The 17,867-nt window shown below is 58.3% G+C and carries 18 protein-coding genes; 9 read left to right on the top strand and 9 right to left on the bottom strand.

From position 1 onward, the window contains the following. Positions 1-7 precede the first annotated feature (7 nt). Positions 8-1,264: an MSMEG_0569 family flavin-dependent oxidoreductase gene (locus tag FHW77_RS25315; protein WP_182590956.1), complete on the top strand. Its 1,257-nt coding sequence runs from the start codon at positions 8-10 to the stop codon at positions 1,262-1,264. Next, a complete protein-coding gene (locus FHW77_RS25310) occupies positions 1,261-2,151 on the top strand; it encodes a Pnap_2097 family protein (protein WP_286086161.1) in 891 nt (296 codons plus the stop codon). Before FHW77_RS25315 ends, FHW77_RS25310 begins: the two co-directional genes overlap by 4 nt. Before the next feature lie 460 nt (positions 2,152-2,611). On the opposite strand, the gene FHW77_RS25305 is transcribed toward FHW77_RS25310, so the two are convergent. From FHW77_RS25305 to FHW77_RS25290, 4 genes are all read right to left on the bottom strand, one after another. Beyond that, positions 2,612-3,151, bottom strand: coding sequence for a hypothetical protein (locus FHW77_RS25305; RefSeq protein WP_182590954.1), 540 nt, complete (start codon positions 3,149-3,151; stop codon positions 2,612-2,614). Beyond that, the gene (locus FHW77_RS25300) at positions 3,148-3,645 is read right to left on the bottom strand and encodes a hypothetical protein (protein WP_182590953.1); all 498 of its coding nucleotides are present in this window, start codon (positions 3,643-3,645) and stop codon (positions 3,148-3,150) included. Before FHW77_RS25300 ends, FHW77_RS25305 begins: the two co-directional genes overlap by 4 nt. Positions 3,646-3,946: 301 nt before the next feature. Next, a complete protein-coding gene (gene ada, locus FHW77_RS25295) occupies positions 3,947-4,969 on the bottom strand; it encodes a bifunctional DNA-binding transcriptional regulator/O6-methylguanine-DNA methyltransferase Ada (RefSeq protein WP_182590952.1) in 1,023 nt (340 codons plus the stop codon). Next, on the bottom strand, positions 4,969-5,373 hold the full coding sequence (locus tag FHW77_RS25290; RefSeq protein WP_052686827.1) for a YybH family protein: 405 nt from the start codon (positions 5,371-5,373) through the stop codon (positions 4,969-4,971). Before FHW77_RS25290 ends, ada begins: the two co-directional genes overlap by 1 nt. 175 nt (positions 5,374-5,548) lie before the next feature. On the opposite strand from FHW77_RS25290, the gene FHW77_RS25285 reads away from it, so the two are divergent. The 4 genes from FHW77_RS25285 (at position 5,549) to FHW77_RS25270 (ending at position 7,821) form a co-directional block, all read left to right on the top strand. Continuing rightward, a complete protein-coding gene (locus tag FHW77_RS25285; RefSeq protein ID WP_182590951.1) occupies positions 5,549-6,061 on the top strand; it encodes an RrF2 family transcriptional regulator in 513 nt (170 codons plus the stop codon). Between the two features lie 12 nt (positions 6,062-6,073). After that, positions 6,074-6,826, top strand: a complete 753-nt coding sequence (locus FHW77_RS25280; RefSeq protein WP_182590950.1) for an SDR family oxidoreductase — start codon at positions 6,074-6,076, stop codon at positions 6,824-6,826. Between the two features lie 15 nt (positions 6,827-6,841). After that, entirely contained in the window at positions 6,842-7,279 is a 438-nt protein-coding gene (locus FHW77_RS25275) for a cupin domain-containing protein (protein WP_182590949.1), read from the top strand. A 95-nt stretch (positions 7,280-7,374) separates the two neighbouring features. Then, positions 7,375-7,821, top strand: a complete 447-nt coding sequence (locus tag FHW77_RS25270) for a carboxymuconolactone decarboxylase family protein (RefSeq protein WP_182590948.1) — start codon at positions 7,375-7,377, stop codon at positions 7,819-7,821. A gap of 64 nt (positions 7,822-7,885) precedes the next feature. Here FHW77_RS25270 and FHW77_RS25265 read toward each other — a convergent pair whose 3' ends face one another. Beyond that, a complete protein-coding gene (locus tag FHW77_RS25265) occupies positions 7,886-8,809 on the bottom strand; it encodes an SDR family NAD(P)-dependent oxidoreductase (protein WP_182590947.1) in 924 nt (307 codons plus the stop codon). Between the two features lie 101 nt (positions 8,810-8,910). Between FHW77_RS25265 and FHW77_RS25260 the strand changes: the two genes are divergently transcribed. Then, positions 8,911-9,822: a LysR family transcriptional regulator gene (locus FHW77_RS25260; protein ID WP_210277079.1), complete on the top strand. Its 912-nt coding sequence runs from the start codon at positions 8,911-8,913 to the stop codon at positions 9,820-9,822. A gap of 371 nt (positions 9,823-10,193) precedes the next feature. Here the strand turns inward: FHW77_RS25260 and FHW77_RS25255 are convergent, their stop codons facing one another. Beyond that, positions 10,194-10,958: an SDR family oxidoreductase gene (locus tag FHW77_RS25255; protein WP_182590945.1), complete on the bottom strand. Its 765-nt coding sequence runs from the start codon at positions 10,956-10,958 to the stop codon at positions 10,194-10,196. A 38-nt stretch (positions 10,959-10,996) separates the two neighbouring features. Continuing rightward, positions 10,997-11,791, bottom strand: coding sequence for an SDR family NAD(P)-dependent oxidoreductase (locus FHW77_RS25250; protein WP_182590944.1), 795 nt, complete (start codon positions 11,789-11,791; stop codon positions 10,997-10,999). 123 nt (positions 11,792-11,914) lie between these two features. Here FHW77_RS25250 and FHW77_RS25245 point away from each other — a divergent pair, with 123 nt between their 5' ends. Then, positions 11,915-12,856 carry a GlxA family transcriptional regulator gene (locus FHW77_RS25245; RefSeq protein WP_182590943.1) on the top strand — a complete coding sequence of 314 codons (942 nt, stop codon included), beginning with the start codon at positions 11,915-11,917 and terminating at the stop codon, positions 12,854-12,856. Positions 12,857-13,023: 167 nt separating this feature from the next. Here FHW77_RS25245 and FHW77_RS25240 read toward each other — a convergent pair whose 3' ends face one another. Then, entirely contained in the window at positions 13,024-15,348 is a 2,325-nt protein-coding gene (locus FHW77_RS25240; protein ID WP_182590942.1) for a DUF262 domain-containing protein, read from the bottom strand. Next, positions 15,345-17,117 carry a GmrSD restriction endonuclease domain-containing protein gene (locus FHW77_RS25235; RefSeq protein ID WP_182590941.1) on the bottom strand — a complete coding sequence of 591 codons (1,773 nt, stop codon included), beginning with the start codon at positions 17,115-17,117 and terminating at the stop codon, positions 15,345-15,347. The genes FHW77_RS25240 and FHW77_RS25235 overlap by 4 nt, the downstream gene beginning before the upstream one ends. Before the next feature lie 407 nt (positions 17,118-17,524). Here FHW77_RS25235 and FHW77_RS25230 point away from each other — a divergent pair, with 407 nt between their 5' ends. Next, positions 17,525-17,776, top strand: a complete 252-nt coding sequence (locus FHW77_RS25230; protein ID WP_182590940.1) for a hypothetical protein — start codon at positions 17,525-17,527, stop codon at positions 17,774-17,776. The last annotated feature ends 91 nt before the right edge of the window (positions 17,777-17,867 follow it).

Raw genomic sequence — 17,867 nt, 5'->3', positions numbered from 1 at the left:
GTTTGTTATGACGAACGATACTGTACCACACGTACCGGTTCTCATCATCGGAGGCGGCCAGGCCGGTCTTTCTGTCAGTTGGTATCTGATGCAGGAAGGCATCGAACATGTCGTCCTCGAGCGCCACCGGAAGTTCGAAAGCTGGCGCAACAACCGCTGGGACAGTTTCTGTCTGGTTACACCAAACTGGCAGTGTCGGCTGCCCGGCTGGCACTATAAGGGAGCAGATCCGGATGGCTTCATGGTCAGGCAAGAGATCGTCGACTATCTCGATGGCTTCTTCGAAAGCTTCAACCCGCCACTCCGGGAGGGGGTAGATGTCAGCGAGGTCACCCCGCGCGAAGGGGGCGGATACCGGATCGAGACGAGCATCGGCACCATGACTGCGGACCAGGTCGTTATCGCGACAGGCGGTTATGACAACCCGATCGTGCCTCCCTACGCGTCCGATCTGGACACTTCGGTTTTCCAGATGCACTCGCGCGACTACCGGCGGCCCTCGCAGCTGCCCGATGGCGGGACCCTGATCGTGGGTACAGGACAATCCGGCGTGCAGATCATGGACGATTTCCATCTGGAAGGTCGACCCGCGCATCTTGCTGTAGGGCCAGCTCCGCGCAGCCCGCGCAAATATCGTGGGCGCGACGCGACAGATTGGCTTTACGATGCCGGCACCTATGCCGTCACGATCGATAGCCATCCCGATCCGGTAAAAGCGCTCACCCAGACGAACCATTACATGTCTGGCCGCGACGGTGGGAAGGAGATCGATCTGCGCAAATACGCCCTGGAGGGCGTTCGGCTATACGGATCGGTCGCGGGCGGCTCCGGCACAACGATGACGTTCCTGCCCGACCTCGAGAAGAACCTCGATGATGCTGACCGGAGCTACCTGGGTATACGTAAGCAGATCGATGCCTGGATTACCGCGCAAGCAATCGATGTGCCAGAGGAGCCGCCATTTGAAAAGGTCTGGCGTCCCGCTCAAGAAATCACCGAAGTTGATCTGGCGGAGGCAGGCATAACGTCGATCATTTGGGCGATCGGTTTCCGCCCGGATTATTCGTGGCTGAAGGTCGACTGCCTGGATCAGCGAGGCAAGCCGGTGTTCCGTCGCGGTGTAACCGATGCACCTGGTCTGTATTTTATTGGTCTTGGCTGGCTGAACACATGGGGCTCCGGCCGATTTCTTGGCATCGACGAGGACAGCCGGTATCTCGCCGAACAAATAGTTGCTCTCCAAAAAGACAGGCTCGCTGCATGAGCACGTTCCCACTCACCAAATACGACGGGGCAGAGGTCATTGAACGCCACGTGCTTGGAATGGCGGAAATGGGCTACAGCGGCATTTCGGAGCAATGGCTCAAGCGACGTGCCGGTGATTTGCACTGGCGGCTGATTGCGCGCGCCATGGGACAGCGGGATGCGGTCTTCACTTGCTCAGAGGGCGAGCCACTCTATGCGGCTTTTTGTGCGACCAGCTTGCGACTGGTAAGACCCCATCTCCCCCGCCTGGGCGGGGAGATGACACTGGTCGCCAATCTCTACCGCGTCGGGCACGGGCGTCTGGCGTCACTTATCCGCATCACCGCTGGCGGCGATAGTGTAGGCCGGATGATATTGGTCTCGACCTTTGTGGGACGCTCCGAACCGGGGATCAACCGATCTGTCGTCCGGCGGAGCCCGCGAGCGTTGGCGATGCCGCCTGAGGCTCCCCTCGAGGTTCGTCGCGTTGCCGAGAAAGCCTCAGCCACCACCCGCGACATTCGTAACGGCCATCTAGACCTCTCCGGAATGTCGGGAACGCAAAAGGTCCTGCCGTGCCCCACGACCGACTTCAATGCCGCAGGACTTCTCTATTTCCCGAGCTACAGCGCTTTAGCCGACCGGGGATTGTTCCAAGCAGGAGAGACGCATACCGGGATGATCGCCTCGCGGAATGTCGTTTATCTGGGCAATGTAGAGCCGGGAGAATGGATGGAGATCGGCTTCAAGAAGCTGCCTTCGGGGCATGATGTTATCCTAAAAGGCCCGGACTCTCGGCCGTTGGGGTTGATGCGTGTACGTTACAATCGTGGCAACGACAGCTCTGTAGCAACTCAACACTGCAACGCTGTCGAAACCTCCATTTCCAAGTTAGTTTCCCGCTAGCAAGGGAACTGAGACCGCACCGTCGCCAAACGCGGGCTTTGAAGATCGCTACGGAAAGCCATTTTCTAACGTCTTGCTCGGCCTAGGCTTGATGGGAGGCAAACCGACCGTTCGTTGGGTTGCACTATCCAGCTACTGCATTCACGTTAGAGTGCCAGCTACTATAGATTGGCATGAGGAAGCGGTTCCATGATTCCGTGTCGGTATGGTTACCACACGCTGCTGAATGACGGCCATATCGATATGACGATCCGGTGTGAACCAATCTTGGCCGCGCTGGCGGCCCTCGTGATATCGACGTCGGCAAAAACCTCGGTAGTTTTGGTTGAAATTGTTGTACCGATAGCGATCGCCGGGGTGATGTCGTCCCGCGTCGGCAGATCCTTCCACGTATAAACCTCGCTGGAACCGCCAATCTGTGCAACACGGTTCTCAGGGACCGTTCAAACGAACTTCAAGATCACTTTTTGAAATCGTCCGGCTCGTTCGATGTCGGGTTCGCCACGGACCAATCCATGCACGCTATCAAAGCCATTCTCGCGATGGTTTCGGACAGAGCCCTAGTACGCTCCCAATCGTGACCGATTTTGTTGTTCGTTCCGTGGATAGCTCGGCTTCGGCCGTCCTCATAGATGTCTTGGACAACAGACTTGAACGTTGGCGCATCTAGATTGCCATTAATCGGGTCCGTTCTCACAATTCCGAGACGAGCCTCAAGCATTGTCAGGATGCCGCCGACCTTCCTTCCTTTTCCCAGGGCGTCAAGGCTTGCGGCAAAATCCACTACGGCTCTGAGATCATCCGGTTCTTTGCAACCTTCGTGGAACCAAAGAAGCGACTGAAGCAGCGTGTTCAACATAACCGGACGATTACTGATGCTTTGCGGATGCAGAAAATAGTCGAGGACACCTTCGGTCGCGATGACGAGGGTTTGAAAGTTTGTAAATAAGGTTGCCCAATCCGCGGGATCGATCTGTGGGCCTGACGGCGTCCCCTTCAATCGTGACCCGCCAGCGAGATCTTCCCAGCGCTATAGCGGAGAGCGTACTGAAGGAACAGTGGACCATCATAGCGCATGCGGAAGCCATCAAGTGCCCGGGAGGCAGGCTCCCACATCATAGCTATGCACGTTAAAGCCAACCGAGCGGCGTTTGCGGCGGCCTGCAATCCGGCCTTCCGCTCGAACCCTTTGACACTGACGCTGCACACGTAAGGGCACGGCCCGATAACATTGTAGATGTCTTTTTCGCGATGATTATCGAGCGCCTTTCGTAAAGGTGCTGGCTTCCGGCCTCCCGACCAGACCCGGCGAACTCTTCTTGCGATGACGTTCGGAATGTCGCCGTCTGCGACTTTGCGCGTCAGCCAATCATCTCGCGGCTCTATCCGCACAGGGCCAATTCGGAATGACGGTACATCCCGGTTTGAGAAGAGCGTCGTGCCGAAGATGTATTCCTGGCCGGCGAGACCCGTCAGATGGTCGTCGATTGCCACGGTGACCGCCGCCAGGATTTCGGAAGCCGCAATGTCGGCTTGCTGCGACAGCTTTGTCGAAGCGAGCGCGGGTCCGATCCAATCTCGGACAAGAACCCTCCACTCCTCGCTCCTTATATTCCGGGTCGTCTGAGGTCGCGCCGCCTTAAGCGACGCGGCAAGTCGACTAATGTCTTCATCAATCTCTCGCGAGATCAGTAATGAGGTGCCGTCCTCAGCTCCCGTTCGTAGAGATATTGGGAACTCACTCCCACTTAGGGCCAGCCACCGTGGCGCAGTCGTCCGGGAACATAATTTCAATTTACTGCCGTCCCTCTCTTCGCAGCAGCTCAGCCTTCCGCTCAATTCCCCAGGTATAGCGGAATGACGCTCCATCTTTTCTTACAACACGGTGGCAGGGAATAGCGATGGCGAGAGGATTGCTCGCGCAGGCACTGGCTACAGCCTTACCCGCCTTCGGACGTCCGACCTTAGCAGCGAGATCTTCATAGCTGATGATCTCGCCCGGAGAAATATCTCGCAACGCAAGCCAGACGCGACGCTGGAAGGTAGTCCCACGCAGGTCGAGCGGCAAGTCGAAGCCGACCTCTGGGCGCTCAACCATTCCAACAACCTTGGCGACGGTGTCCTCGTATCGTTCGTCCCCTCCGACAAAGTTCGCGTTTGGAAATCGATCCTGAAGATCTGTCAGGAGGGCGGCAGGATCATCCCCAAGGAGAATTGCCGCAACGCCCTTGGCGCTCGATGCAACCAGGATCGCCCCAAGCGATGTCTGGCCGACTGCAAAGTGCAGCGTTTCCCTGCGCCCGCCCGCCCTGTAGTCTGCCGGAGCCATTCCGAGCGCGCGGCTGCATACCGCGTAGAACCTTCCGCTGGAACCGTATCCTGCGTCATAGAACGTCGATGTAATGGTCCTGCCCGGTTTTAGTCCTTCCCGGACGAGTTGAGCCCTCCTCTCGAGCATGTATGCTCGCGGGGTCATTCCAGTGTGTGCACGGAACGTTCGGTGGAAGTGCCCTTCACTGACGCCGAGCGCATGCGCGAGCGCCGCGACGGTCTGCGAGCTGTCTCCGGCATCAATCAGCCTGCACGCCTCAGCCACCAGATCGGCATTCCTCCTTGCGAATTCCTCGTCGTCGGGACGGCATCGCAGGCACGGTCGAAAGCCTGCTCTTTGTGCGTCGGAGACGCACCCGAACCAGCGCATGTTCTCTGGCCGGGGAGGACGGGAGATGCAGGTCACCCTGCAATAGACGCCGGTTGTGAGGACGCCGCGGAATGCGAGCGTTGTCGCTTCGGTCAGAACTTCCGCGGCTTCCGTCATCAGCTGGCGCTCCTCTGCATCGAGCCGAAAGGGTTGTCGATCAGGTAGCGCCACAGACCGTCGGGGCCGCGGCGGGCGATGTCGGTTGCGGTCGCCCCCATGTTGATCTCCGTGCCGTCCCGCGCCGTGCCGATATACGACCAATCGAGAATGAGGGACGCGATGTCGCCCGCCACGAACAGGTGACGCTGCGTGATCGACATCTGAAGGCCGAGGCTGAAGTACTTGGAGAGCTCCCTGCCGATCGCCTCCCTGCCGACATGAGCGACCCCTGCGGCGTCTACGATCAATCCTTCCGGGTCGTAGAAACCGAGCATGGTGTCAACGTCGAGCGAGTTCAGGTGTGCAAGGAGCGCCGGGACGATACCTTCCGGCGTCGAGGAGAGTGCGAGCTTGGTAGTCATTAAATGTCCTTCGTTGTTGTTCTGCCCCTGCGAGCGTCCTGACTATGGCGAGGCATCAAGGGGTCGAAACTCCGTTTTCTGATCTCAAATTCGGAATTTCGAGCACTTGATGTGATCACGGGTTGACTCCGATCACAATCATAGACATTTTATATCCACGATTAGGAGATGCAACATGAAATTGAGCGAAGGCGTCGAGCAGGCCATTCACTGCACCGCATTTCTGGCGGGTCTGTCGGAAGACGGCGTCATGTCAGCGTCGGCACTTGCCGAATTGCACGGCGTGTCGACCAGCTATCTCTTGAAGCACCTGCAGGCGCTGTCCGGCGCAGACATCGTTGCGACGACGCCGGGGCCGAAGGGTGGCTATCGGCTGGCGAAAACGCCAAAGGACATCAGCCTTCTCGACATCGTCCTCGCGGTCGAAGGACCGGCGCCCGCTTTCCGCTGCGCCGAGATCCGCCAGCGGGGACCGAACCCATTGCCGCAGCGCTACTTCACAAAGCCCTGCCAGATCAACGCCGCGATGCTGAAGGCTGAAAAGGCCTATCGCGCAGAACTCGCCAAGGTATCCGTCGCGGACCTTCTGGCGGATCTCGGCGCAGACGACGACGGCGGGATCGCCGCCCGCGGATGCGCCTTCCTGAAACTCCACGAACGCAAGACGGGCAATCGCGCCTCGTCATAGGAGAAAGCAGAAATGAGTACGTTAAAGAAGGTCGCCGTCATCGGCGGCACGGGCCTGATCGGCTCGAAGGCAGTGAAGTTGCTACAGGACGCCGGCCACGAAGCCGTCGTCGCAAGCTCCCGCAACGGGATCAATGCCTACACGGGCGAAGGGCTGGCCGAGGCGCTTGCGGGCGCCGACGCTGTCATCGACGTTTCAAACATGATGTCGTTCGACAAGGCCGTGATCACCGACTTCTTTGGAACGTCGAGCCGGAACCTGACGAATGCTGAGCTCGCTGCAGGCGTGCGCCACCACGTCGTCCTTTCGATCGTCAATGCCGACCAGCTCGCGGCCAATCCTTACATGGCAGGTAAGCTGGCGCAGGAAGAGGCCGTCGCTTCGTCGGGCCAGGCCTATAGCATCGTTCGAGCAACGCAGTTCCACGAGTTTATCGAAACCTTGGCCGGCGCATATGCCGCCGACGGAATGGTGAAGGTGCCGGATATCGACTTCCAGCCGATTGCTGCCGACGACGTCGCCGCAGCCCTGGTGGAGGCCGCGCTCGGCGAGCCTAAGAACGGAACGGTCGATCTTGCCGGACCCGAGCGCGCACCGTTCGAATCCTTTATCCGGGCGTATCTCGGTTCGAAGTGCGACGGCAGTCCGGTGACCGCAGACGCCGCAGTCGAATACTTCGGCGCACCTGTCGCCAAAGGCTCTCTGGTTCCCGGTGGAGACTACATCAAGGGCGGTGTCACGGTCGCCGAATGGCTAAAGGCATAGAAGGAGCCTACGATCATGAAGACCATTTCATACGCGGCTGCGGCATTTGCGGCCTCCCTTGCCACCGCGTCAGCTCATGACGTTGCAAAGCTGGGACTCGCATACGACACGAAGGATGCCAAGGTGACGCTCGTCTACGAGCACCCCCTGCCCGACGTCCCCGGCAAGAGCGTCAAGGGCGTCCTCGTCGAATACGGCCCCGGCGGCTACAGCTCGGCTCACACGCATGCGAAGTCCGCGCTTATCTACGCCACAGTTCTCGAGGGAGCGATCCAGAGCGCTGTAAACGGTGGCGAGACGAAGACCTTTACCGCCGGCCAGAACTTCACCGAGCTGCCGGGCGACCGCCACGACGTCAGCGCCAATGCCAGCAAGACCGACCCGGCGAAGCTGCTCGCCGTCTTCGTCGTCGATACCGACGACACCGTCCTGACGACGCCGCGCAAGCCGTAGCGCGTCCTCCGGCAACCATTCGCTAAACCATACATCACGCAACGGCGGTTCTCCGGCGAACGGAAAACCGTGCCCTCAATGAAGGAGAAAGATACATGTCTCGCTTGAACTGGTCCGAAGTCGCCCCCGACGGTGCCAAGGCGCTTTTCGGTGTCCACCACTATGTCACAGCCAAGACCAACCTGCCGACCGAGCTGATCCACCTCGTCTTTCTGCGCGTGTCGCAGATCAACGGCTGCGCCCACTGCATCGACATGCATAGCCGTGATCTGCGCAAGACGATGTCCGTCGACAAGATCACGCTGGTTCCGGTGTGGGACGAGGTGCCTCACCTGTTCAACGACCAGGAGCGGGCCGCACTCGCCTGGGCGGAGGAAGTGACCAATGTCAGCCAGACCCATGCGTCGGACGAGGCCTATGCCGCCGCCGCGGCCGCCTTCGAACCCAAGGACCTCGTCGATCTGACGATCACGATCGCCGCGATGAACGCCTTCAATCGGCTTGGTGCGCCGTTCCGTCTTCCGGTGGCGGCAAAGGCCTGATCGCGTCGCAACGCTCCGAAAAAGCCGACCTGCCGGTCCGTTCGCGGTCCGGCAGTTACTTCAACTACAGCGGCGATAAGATCATCCGCGTCGCCATCTCCCAGAGACGAAAAGCATTCTGTGGATCAACCGCGTATCTTGCTACGCCCTTGAACGGCCCGGCTCCGCGCTCATCAACGACCGGCGCCTCCTGGCAGTCGTCAAAATATCTGCCGGAAATTCCCTCCACGAGCGGCGATCCCGCGAGCAAAGCTGACGTGGCCGCCCCCTGCTCTATCGTCTTGCGCAGGTGTTCGGGCGTCCGAAGGCCGCCGGTGTGCTTCTGTAGCCCCGTGGCGATCGCTCCGGGGTTGAGAGCGTTCGACGTGATGCCGTCGCATGCCCACGCCCGCTTGATCCCAACGGACATGAGGATGCAGGCCGTCTTCGACTGGCCATAGGCGAGCAGCGGATCGTATGGAATGAAGCGGAAGTCCGGATCGTCCCAGAACACGGGCGCAAACAGGTTGCCGGTCGAGGCGACGGAAACGACGCGGGCGCCGTTCGCTCTGGCCAGATGCTTCCGCAGGCCGAGTGCGAGCGCGAAGTGGCCTACGTAGTTGGTTGCGAATTGCATCTCCCGCCCTTCCGCACTCCTCTGCAGCTCCGGGATGGCCATGACGCCTGCGTTGTTGACGAGGACGTGCAGAGGCTCGTCCCAGCTCAGCGTGAATTCCCGCACGGAAGAAAGATCGGCGAGATCGAGGCGGCGAACGCGCAGCCGAGCCTCGGGCATTGCGCGCTTCATCTCGGCGACAGCTCTCTCGGCCTCGTCCGGGCGGCGGGCTGCAATCGTCACAGCCGCGCCTGCGGCCGCGAGGGCGCGGCTCGTCTCCAGTCCGATGCCCGCAGCACCTCCGGTCACGACAACGTTTCGCCCGGCAAGGTCAACGCCTTCCAGAACGTCGGCCGCGGTCGATGAAAACCCGAATGGGATGGGTGAAGTCATGGTCATGCTCCTTCAGACATTCGACTTGCCCGGAAGATAAGCGCGTGGCATTCGTGAACTAGATGCCCAACACTACACGCAATGATGAGATAATTCGTACAGTGAGCTCGCTCCCCCCCGGCGAGCTTGCGGCCTTTCTTGCCGTTTCCGAGCACGGTGGGTTTCGTGCCGCATCAAGAACGCTCGGCCAGACCGCGTCCGCGTTGAGCCATGCAGTCGCCGGACTTGAGAGACGTCTCAAGGTGAAGCTCTTCCACCGTTCGACCCGGAACGTATCGCTGACCGAACCGGGGCGTAGACTTGCGGAGCGACTGATGCCGGCGCTTGCGGAAATCGGCCTCGCAGTCGAGGAACTGCACGAACAGACTACGTCGTTGTCCGGGCTCGTGCGGATCAACTGCGACGCCAACGCCGCGGAGCAGGTGCTGATGCCGCTGCTCACCCGCTTCATGAAGCTTCAGCCCGCAATGCGGTTCGAGATCAGGTCCGAGGGAAGGTTGGTCGACATCGCCGAAGGAGGATTCGACTGCGGCGTCCGGGCGGCCGAACTCGTTCCTGACGAAATGGTTGCCATCCCGATCGGTCCGGACCAGCAACACATTGTCGTGGCATCGCCTGCCTATCTCGATGGTGCTCCTGCGATCACGACGCCGTCGGACCTCGCGCTTCACCCATGCGTCCAGCTTCGAATGGCGGGCGGGTCGATCTATCGATGGGAGTTCCAGCGCCGCGGCGAGGATGTCGTCGTGTCGACGAAAGGCAATCTCGTCGTCGACCAGTCCCGGCTTCTACTGGCCGCAGCTCTGGACGGTTGCGGGCTTTCCTATGTGACGCGATGGATGGCGGCTGACGCACTCGCCGACGGGAGACTTAGGCAGGTGCTAGCCGAGTGGACGCCGCCCTATCCTGGCCTCTGCCTTTATTATCCGAGACACCGCCATATCGGAGCGGGAATGCGCGAATTTCTCGACTTCCTCAGGAAGGCGACGGACGTACACTCCGAAAATGATTGAAATATCACACAGTTCATCTCGGGGAACATGTCGGCTTACGTATATCATAACCCGCTTACGAGCGCCGGCCCACAACCGCCGTCAAATTCGACATGCGTGACCGCCGTTGGGGACTTCTTACCGGACATTCAGAAATTCGCCTCGTAAATCCTGAGAACAGTGAGTGACTACTGTGTTCGGCCTTTTTCCTCCATCTTCTGGGTCAACAGAAACAAACCTGTTTCAACCACTTCAGTACCGAAAGACAAGACAATGGTTCTCAAGGATATTTTGCCCAGGTAGTCTTTTAGAGGTGGCGTTTTTCAGTGAAGTCATGCTCGCCGCAAGATTCTGGCCGATGTCGATCGAGTGGAACCACATCGGCCTTTGTTTCAGGCACCGACCGGGATTGGGTTATCGACGATGCTGCGATTGAACGCTTCAAAGAAGCCATGTTCGTTCGCGCCCGGGTTGTCGCGCAGAGGCTTGATGGCATCGACGATCACTTCGGGGGCATCTGTGGCGAGCGCGACGAGCGTCTGCTCGATAAAATCGGGGAGCGGCATGGCGCGCGGGTCACCGCTTTTATAGATCAGGTCGGTATCCACCCATGGCGGGGCGATTTCCTGCAGGCGCACGCTGGTGTCGCGTAGCTGAAAACGCTGCGACAGGACGAACGAATGGAGCGCCGCCTTCGTCGCCGAATAGATCGCATTTGTAGCGATCGGAACGAAGGCAAGCACGCTGCTGGTGTACAACACGGTTGCCTCTGGCCTCGTCTTCAGATGTTCGATCAGCGCCGAGGTCACACGGATGGGTCCGAGCAGGTTGGTGGCGATCAGGTCCTGCGCGACGGCGTCGTCAACCGGGCCGGACACATCGTCAAAGGGCATGAAGCCGGCATTGTTGAACACCACATTGAGGTCGGGATAGTTTTCGATCAGTTGCCGCGCGGCGGACTGGATGCTGTCGAGGCTCGACACATCGAGCGTGATCGCCGCCATGTCGGGGTTGGCTGAGGTCACTTCGTCGAGCAACGCGGTGCGCCGCCCGGAGATGATCACCTTGTTGCCGAGGCGATGAAGAGCTTCCGCAAGGCCCCGCCCGATACCGCTTGTGCCGCCGGTGATGAAGATGGTGTTGCCAGTCAGTTTCATAGGATCATTCCTTCATTCTGGAGAGGGTTCGAACGTGTTCAGGCTGCCGTCGTGAATCGCGGAGCAGGCCGGGTGGCGGAGAGCTGCGGGCCAAGGGCGAGACGTGCCGACTCATACGCAGTCCACAGTTCGATATCCCGGAGCGCGGGAATGGTGCTGGTTTCGCCCTGATCGAAGCCGGCAAGGGCGGCGTCGACCATGTCTTCTGCCTGCATCACGATTTCGGTGGGAAGATGCTCGACCGGCAGGCCGCCAAGGGCCCAGAAATCGGTCCGTGTCGCGCCGGGCAGAACGGCCTGGGCGCGGATGTTGCGATCAGCAAGTTCGTGGTTGAGCGAAGTGGTGAACGCCTGCACAAAAGCCTTTGTCCCGCCATAGACGCCGTTGAGCAGTTCCGGCGCAACCGCCACGATCGAGGCGATATTGATCACCGTGCCGCCGCCGCGCGCCACGAAGCCGGGCACTGCCGCGTAGGTCAGACGCATCAAGGCAGTCACGTTGAGGCGGACCATGGCTTCCATGCGATCGACATCGCTTTCCAGCAGCGTCGTGTGGGTGCCGATACCGGCGTTGTTGACCAGCGCCGTGATGCTGGCGTCTTCGCGCAGCACCTTCTCGACACCGGCAAGATCGGCCGCGTCGCCCAGATCGGCGGCAAGCACTTCGACGGCACGGTTCGTCTTGTCCGAGATCGCCGAGGCAAGCGTCTGAAGCTTGTCCCTGTTGCGGGCGACGAGGATCAGGTCGTAGCCGCGCGCGGCAAGGCGGTCGGCATAGATCGCGCCGATGCCGGTGGAGGCGCCGGTGATGAGTGCAGTTCCCTTGGTGGTCATGGGTCTGTTCCTTGTTTGCGGGGAAAGCGCCATCGCTTTCGACAAGGACGTTATGGACCAAATGACATTTGTCCGATATGACGTATAAACTACGTTTTTCGGACATAGAACTTGGAGGGGTGAATGCCTCACGTTTCCATGGTACTGACGCCGGGCTTCCAGTTTCTGGCGCTCGGCGTGCAAGCCGCTTTCGAGCTGGCTAATGTGTTGAAGGATGAAACTTATTACACCCTTTCGATCACCTCGGTCGAAGGCGGACCTGTCATGTCATCCAGTGGTTTTGCCGTGCCGACGACCAAGCTCGACCATGTGGGACAGGTGGATACGCTGCTTCTAATGGCGGGTCTCGTACCCCCTCCGCAGCATGATGAGGCAACGCTTGAGACGTTACGCGCAATGGCCAAGGGATCGCGACGGGTCGCGGGGCTCTGCACCGGATCGTTTCTGCTGGGGCAGATGGGCTTTCTCGACGGTCGGCGCGCGACCACTCATTGGTCCTATGCCAGAGAGATGCGCAGAGCCTTTCCAAATGTGCGGGTTGAGGACGACCGCATCTTCATCAACGAGGGACCGGTCTGGACATCGGCCGGCCTGACCGCGGGCCTTGACCTCGCGGTGGCCTTGGTCGAGAAAGATCTAGGACGCGACGTGGCAAGCGCCATCGCCAGGCGGCTGGTGATGCATCATCGCCGCGCCGGCGGCCAGTCGCAGCATTCGGAACTGCTTCAGCTCGCCCCCAGCAGCGACCGCATTCAAAAGACGTTGATCCACGCGAGAACCCACCTCGCAAACCCGTTGACCGTGGAGGAACTGGCCGAGGTTGCGGCACTCTCCCCTCGCCAGTTCAGCCGCGCGTTCCATGCGGAAACCGGCCAGACGCCTGCCAAGGCGGTCGAGCAAATCCGCCTTGAGGCCGCCCGCCTGATGATCGAGGAGACCCGTCATCCCATGGAGAAGATTGCGCAGGAAAGCGGTTTCGTTGATCTAAGGCGAATGCGCGATGCGTTCATGCGCCAATACGGACACCCGCCGCAGACGATCCGGCGGCTGGCAAAAGCCGCCTGAGAATGGGTGCGGCGGTGAAGCTCTTGAAGGGAATCGAACCTAGAACCCTCACACTCCGTAGCCTAAGATATTGAATAGGCTACCTTCTATAGCAGCCATCTGCGTTGGTTTCCCAAAGGGCGCGCCGCTCGTACAGAAATCTAGTCATTGCGGTGCTCGCACCGAGTCTAGTCTTCGCCTTCGACTATTTGCCGTACCAGATCGGCAGCCATCACAATGCGGTCCTTTCTGTCGAGCAGGATACCAGCGATTGTTGATTGGCGAACGGTCAGATTCCCGTCGGCGCCAACTCCGTGTTCCTCCAAAATCGCCTGGATCCTCGACTTTCGACCGGATTTGATCTCGAAACCTTCTTGGGTGACCCGCATAAAGTGCCGATTGTTCAATGAGTAAAGACTCCAGCGACTATCCGCCTCATACCCAGCATAACCATAATGCCAGACTGAAAAATGCTTATCTTGCGGCACGCCAGCCAGTTCCAGGACTGCGCGCGCATAGGGGTCGGAGTAATAACTGCTCAGCCGCGTTTGCTCCATCATGCAAAGGTCGAAGCCCATCTGATAGCTCGATGAAATGAAGATGCCGCTCTTCCCCGAGCGCATTGCCGGGTATTTCGTCATATAATATCGCCAGTCGTACTTCTTCGACGCCACAGCCTCGCGCAGATAGTCTTCCGAGATCTTGCGAAGCGCCGCTCCGATATCAACGTGGCCTTCGTAGTTCACTGCGTCTAAGAGCTTCGTAAGCGTAACCTTAGTATTGTTAACTCCCGGTCTGCTCCGAGCCACGAAGAGGTCGCGCCAGACACTCGGGAGCGATGGACTTGCGAATTGAAAACGGTCGCCAGCAATCTTCTGCGAGTAGTCGCCGCACGCCAGAAGTGCTTGGGATATCTCCTCGTAAGACGTCTTCCCCGCAAAAACAGCGTCGAATGCGCGGGCGCGCCTAATAAACACCGCCTCGTCTACATTCAGGTCAAACATCGCGAGATTGCCGCGAAGAAGGTCGTGGTCCTCGAGCCTGTACATCGTCTCGTCCAGTTCGACCGATCGGTTCGCCAACAGAAAAGACGCTTTTGCAACCTCTTCATCGACCTGCGCTCGATTGAAGCTCTTGAGCGCCGCCAAATCTCCCGTGACAATATAGGCAGAGACCTCATCAAGAAGCGCGCGGAAAATCTCCACGCGAATTTCGTTTTGGGACGCGAAGATTACGTTTCGTAGGCAACGTATCCTCTTGTTTATTTCGCCTCGCGAAGGCCTAGGATCGGCGACGATGTACTCGATGACCGCATGAAGTAGGAGGGTTCTCGGCAAGCTGAAGGCTCGATTACGCCCCTGGCTTAGCCCGTAGCTTCTGCAGCAGTCCTCGAGGAGATTGACGTCACCGAAGATAGTTACGGCACCCGCCTTATGTTTGTCGTCCGCAAAAAGCTCTCGAAACCACTTGTCGATATCTGTCATCGTCGTTGCGGAAGCGAGCTCCGCATGGAGGCCGTCCAGTGCTGAGAACAGACCATTTTGGGCAGCAAGCGTGACTTCTGTTTCGGGGCCTCCGTAGACCGCCTTGGCAGTGGCTTCTAGATCCTCATCCGCAGGGCGGTCCTCAAGGCCAAGACGCCAAATCGTAATGTCAGTAATGAACCTGAAAAGGCGCAAGAACTCTTCATCGGCATTGTCATTTGCACCTCGGAAAGGCCAGATCAGATCGGCCCATTCCTGATCGATCTTTCTCGTGAACTCCGCGTACCGGCCGGCTTGTTTACTTGTCGCAGGCAACGCTTCCTCGAACTCTTTTAACACCTGTTCGAATTGCGCCTTGAAGTGCTCGAATTCGGTGAGCGGCTTCCCGCGCGAGTTCATTTTTATGTAGAGCTCATCGGTCAGTCCCATCTCTTTGAGCGAGAGGAGTTCGAATGTGATACAGGGGTTGTCTTCGGACGTCAGGCGGGTCCATGCGAAATGGCAGGCGTCATCACCGACGTCGGCGAACAATGCCTGGATGTCGTCGAGCACAACCAGCATCGACTGGATCGTAGGGTCCTTCCTCCACGATCCGGCAAACCAATGCTGGTCCTGAAGCCATTCAGAAATTCGACAGTCGTTCAGTACAGGGCAAATCGTTGCGATCTTCGCGCAAAAGTCGCGTGACGAAAATCGTGTGTGATAGGTAAATCGCCGGATGAAATCCCGCTCTCCATCTGGGACACGACAGCGGACTGCCAAATACCAATGCAATAGGTACAACGATGTCAGCCGCTGTTGCCCATCGAGCGGAATAAAGCACCCGTCCTTAGTGTCTCCGTAAACGAAGTCTAAGCTGATTTCTTCCTCTCCTGTCAGTGCCTGCTTAAGGACATCAAGGAAGGAACGTCGTATCCGCTTGACCTCGATGTTTTGCCTTCCCTGCGCGAAGTCTCGCTGAATTATAGGGATTTCGATGGTCGCGATGTCCGAAGAACGAAGCATATTGCGGAACGAAATTTTTGTCATTGAGCACCAACCAGATAGTTTCCTACGCCCCGATCTGTTGAGATCAATGCCTCCAGGTAGCTTTGCCGATCGTCGCGGCTCCACAAGTGCATCTGTTCGCTTCCAGCGTCGACGTAATACTTCAGAAAAACCTGCCTGGTGCAAATCGGTATGAACGCTCCTTTGCGATCAAGTTCGACCACTTTCAATCTTTTCACGGCGAAGGCTGAATTGCCGAGGCTGCTGTTGATGGGCCTCGAAAGAAGAGCGAGGTTAGCAATTCCATGAATTGAGTCGTCGTCACCCTCCGGGGTAAGCAGAGCCGTCACCCTCCGGGAAAGCCTAGTGAATCTGCTTTCGGTCAACTGGACGGACAGCGCTTTATCCACTTCTGAAATGACATCCTTCCTTTCTGAGTCCGAAACCTTTTCGTCAAGGCGCGCCTTCTCCAGCGCCGCCTTCCCATCCATTAGCCAATGACGCCATTCCTCGGCGGTGGTCAGCGACTCCGCATTCTGAGCGTGAATGTGCTCCAGAGACCACTTCTCATTTTTATGGGCGTGAAATGGGTACCGCTCGCTCGAATGCTTAAGTCGCCTTACGGTCTCGACGTTGAACAGGAGCAGTACACTCTCGCATTTCCGGGCGTCGGTTTCATAGTTCAGCTCCATGATGCCTGCGGGAGACAGCCCGATCGAGCTGATAATAAGTCGGTCGACGGCACGGCCAAATGCCGACTTCGTCTTCTCCAGCTCCGACAGATCCAGCAGCTGCCGCAGAGAAGTCCCTGTTGTTATGAGATAGCCTAGCTTGTGGTAAAGATCGCGGTCCTCGAACCATTCCCGGAGGACTTGGTAGCACTGGACGATTGTCGCCCACACGCTCAACGAGTTGCCTTTGATTCTTCCGTCCAATGCGTTCTTGAAATGCAAGAACGTAAAGAAGCGGTCTTTCTCATTTGGCGGGCGTTTCGCCATAAGATCGAACAAGAGTTCGATACGCGTCGGGTAGTTCCCACCATCGTTATTGCTCAGGAAAGCCCAGAACTCTGGCTGCTGAAGGTCCTGCTCGATAGCGTCCCATTGCGACCCAATCTCTACACGCCGCTGAAAATTGTGCGCGTCAAGATCCTTCGAAAGCAGCAGCGCCTTGACCAATTCTGCATTGGTCAGGGGAATGCGTCCAACGTTCAGGCGAATGAAGAGAGTGGTCGCATCGATGTTGTCGGGCTCGTACCATATGACGTAAACCAGGTTTTCGAGATAGTCTAGGACCTTGAACGCGATAAGCTTAGAGGACGTACCCAGGCGAGCCGCCGTCGCGGCAAACCAGCCCCGGATGCACTCATAGGCTTCGTGCATATGGTAGAAATCGATGTTGTCGCTCATCCGCTCCGCATCGAGAGACCGCAGATATTCCTGGCTCGCTGGCCGCGTTTCGTACATCAGGGAAAATCGGTGACCAGATTCCAACCCGACTTCGGTGTTGAGATAGCGATAGATTAAGTAGAGGGTCGTTAGACGTTGCTGGCCGTCGATCAGTTCATAGGCTCCGTCGACAGCACGCCGTTTCACCACTACGGGCTGCAGACAGTAATTGTCGGTTGGCGCGCGGCTGCCGTCGGCGTAAATGTCGCTGAGCAGAGCTTCAACTTCATGGCCCCCCCAGCGGTAACCTCGTTGATAGGCAGGAATGAAAAACTCGCCTTCGATCCCGTTTTTTCCTCCCACCTTCTGAAGGCGTGGACTTCGTGCGGCGGATTGCGTAGTTTCGAATGTGTCGGCTAGCACGTAAAACCTCGGGCGGCATGAGCTCGAATCGCGTGGATCCGACAACCATACGGTTAAGCGGCCGGTTTTCAATGTTGGTAATCCTTTAGGGTCCGATAAGTCCTGATTGTAGTCCTGTGGCCGGGCTTTCCTTGTGCCTCGTGACGAACTATCGTGGCACAGACTGCGCAGCGGGCAGAAGCGGTCCCGATCGTACGTCTGAAGAAGCACAAACAAACGATCACGAAAGTGACTAGCAGCAGATGGCACCACCTAGGACCATCCGATCCCAGAAAATCGGGAAGGTGACTTTCGACTTAGTCGAACGAGACGGCCGGTTTTTCGGCCTAGCCAACAGAAAGAGAGTTTCTGAGGAACCTGATCCTGACGCAGCATGGCGTGTGTTGCTTCAGAGCGTTGGTGAAGCAATGGGCCGCTATGTCGGGATGGACGGGGCCAGGAAGCTCTTCCTGCACTATTATCCAGGCGGCTTCCATAGCGATGCGTTCAGTGAGCGCCCCTATAAGATCCAAGCCAAGCAGGTATTAGAAAAGTCTGGCTCGCTTCAGCAGGCCCTGGTTGGAGACGCTGATCCCGAGGCCGTTCTTTCAGCGTTCCGCTCCACAAACATGTTGTTCTCGATCGAGCAGGCGCGAGTTCAGGAAGTCCTTCGAAGGTAAGCGGCAAGCTGAGGCCGTTCAGGCCTTGTAGCTCCACGGCATAAGGACATCGATTTCGCTACTAGGCCAGCCATTTGCGAGGCGCTCGAGT

Origin of the sequence: Agrobacterium sp. RC10-4-1, from assembly GCF_014138475.1 — a bacterium.
In the GTDB taxonomy this organism is placed as follows: domain Bacteria; phylum Pseudomonadota; class Alphaproteobacteria; order Rhizobiales; family Rhizobiaceae; genus Agrobacterium; species Agrobacterium pusense.
Note: the sequence above shows the minus strand (reverse complement) of the source record. Positions and strands in the feature narration are given on the sequence as shown.

Excerpts from the sequence above, each read along its gene's own strand:
- FHW77_RS25315 (WP_182590956.1), top strand. The coding sequence starts at position 8 with ATGACGAACGATACTGTACCACACGTACCGGTTCTCATCATCGGAGGC.
- FHW77_RS25310 (WP_286086161.1), top strand. The coding sequence starts at position 1,261 with ATGAGCACGTTCCCACTCACCAAATACGACGGGGCAGAGGTCATTGAA.
- ada (WP_182590952.1), bottom strand. The coding sequence starts at position 4,969 with ATGACGGAAGCCGCGGAAGTTCTGACCGAAGCGACAACGCTCGCATTC.
- FHW77_RS25290 (WP_052686827.1), bottom strand. The coding sequence starts at position 5,373 with ATGACTACCAAGCTCGCACTCTCCTCGACGCCGGAAGGTATCGTCCCG.
- FHW77_RS25285 (WP_182590951.1), top strand. The coding sequence starts at position 5,549 with ATGAAATTGAGCGAAGGCGTCGAGCAGGCCATTCACTGCACCGCATTT.
- FHW77_RS25280 (WP_182590950.1), top strand. The coding sequence starts at position 6,074 with ATGAGTACGTTAAAGAAGGTCGCCGTCATCGGCGGCACGGGCCTGATC.
- FHW77_RS25275 (WP_182590949.1), top strand. The coding sequence starts at position 6,842 with ATGAAGACCATTTCATACGCGGCTGCGGCATTTGCGGCCTCCCTTGCC.
- FHW77_RS25270 (WP_182590948.1), top strand. The coding sequence starts at position 7,375 with ATGTCTCGCTTGAACTGGTCCGAAGTCGCCCCCGACGGTGCCAAGGCG.
- FHW77_RS25265 (WP_182590947.1), bottom strand. The coding sequence starts at position 8,809 with ATGACTTCACCCATCCCATTCGGGTTTTCATCGACCGCGGCCGACGTT.
- FHW77_RS25255 (WP_182590945.1), bottom strand. The coding sequence starts at position 10,958 with ATGAAACTGACTGGCAACACCATCTTCATCACCGGCGGCACAAGCGGT.
- FHW77_RS25250 (WP_182590944.1), bottom strand. The coding sequence starts at position 11,791 with ATGACCACCAAGGGAACTGCACTCATCACCGGCGCCTCCACCGGCATC.
- FHW77_RS25245 (WP_182590943.1), top strand. The coding sequence starts at position 11,915 with ATGCCTCACGTTTCCATGGTACTGACGCCGGGCTTCCAGTTTCTGGCG.
- FHW77_RS25240 (WP_182590942.1), bottom strand. The coding sequence starts at position 15,348 with ATGACAAAAATTTCGTTCCGCAATATGCTTCGTTCTTCGGACATCGCG.
- FHW77_RS25230 (WP_182590940.1), top strand. The coding sequence starts at position 17,525 with ATGGGCCGCTATGTCGGGATGGACGGGGCCAGGAAGCTCTTCCTGCAC.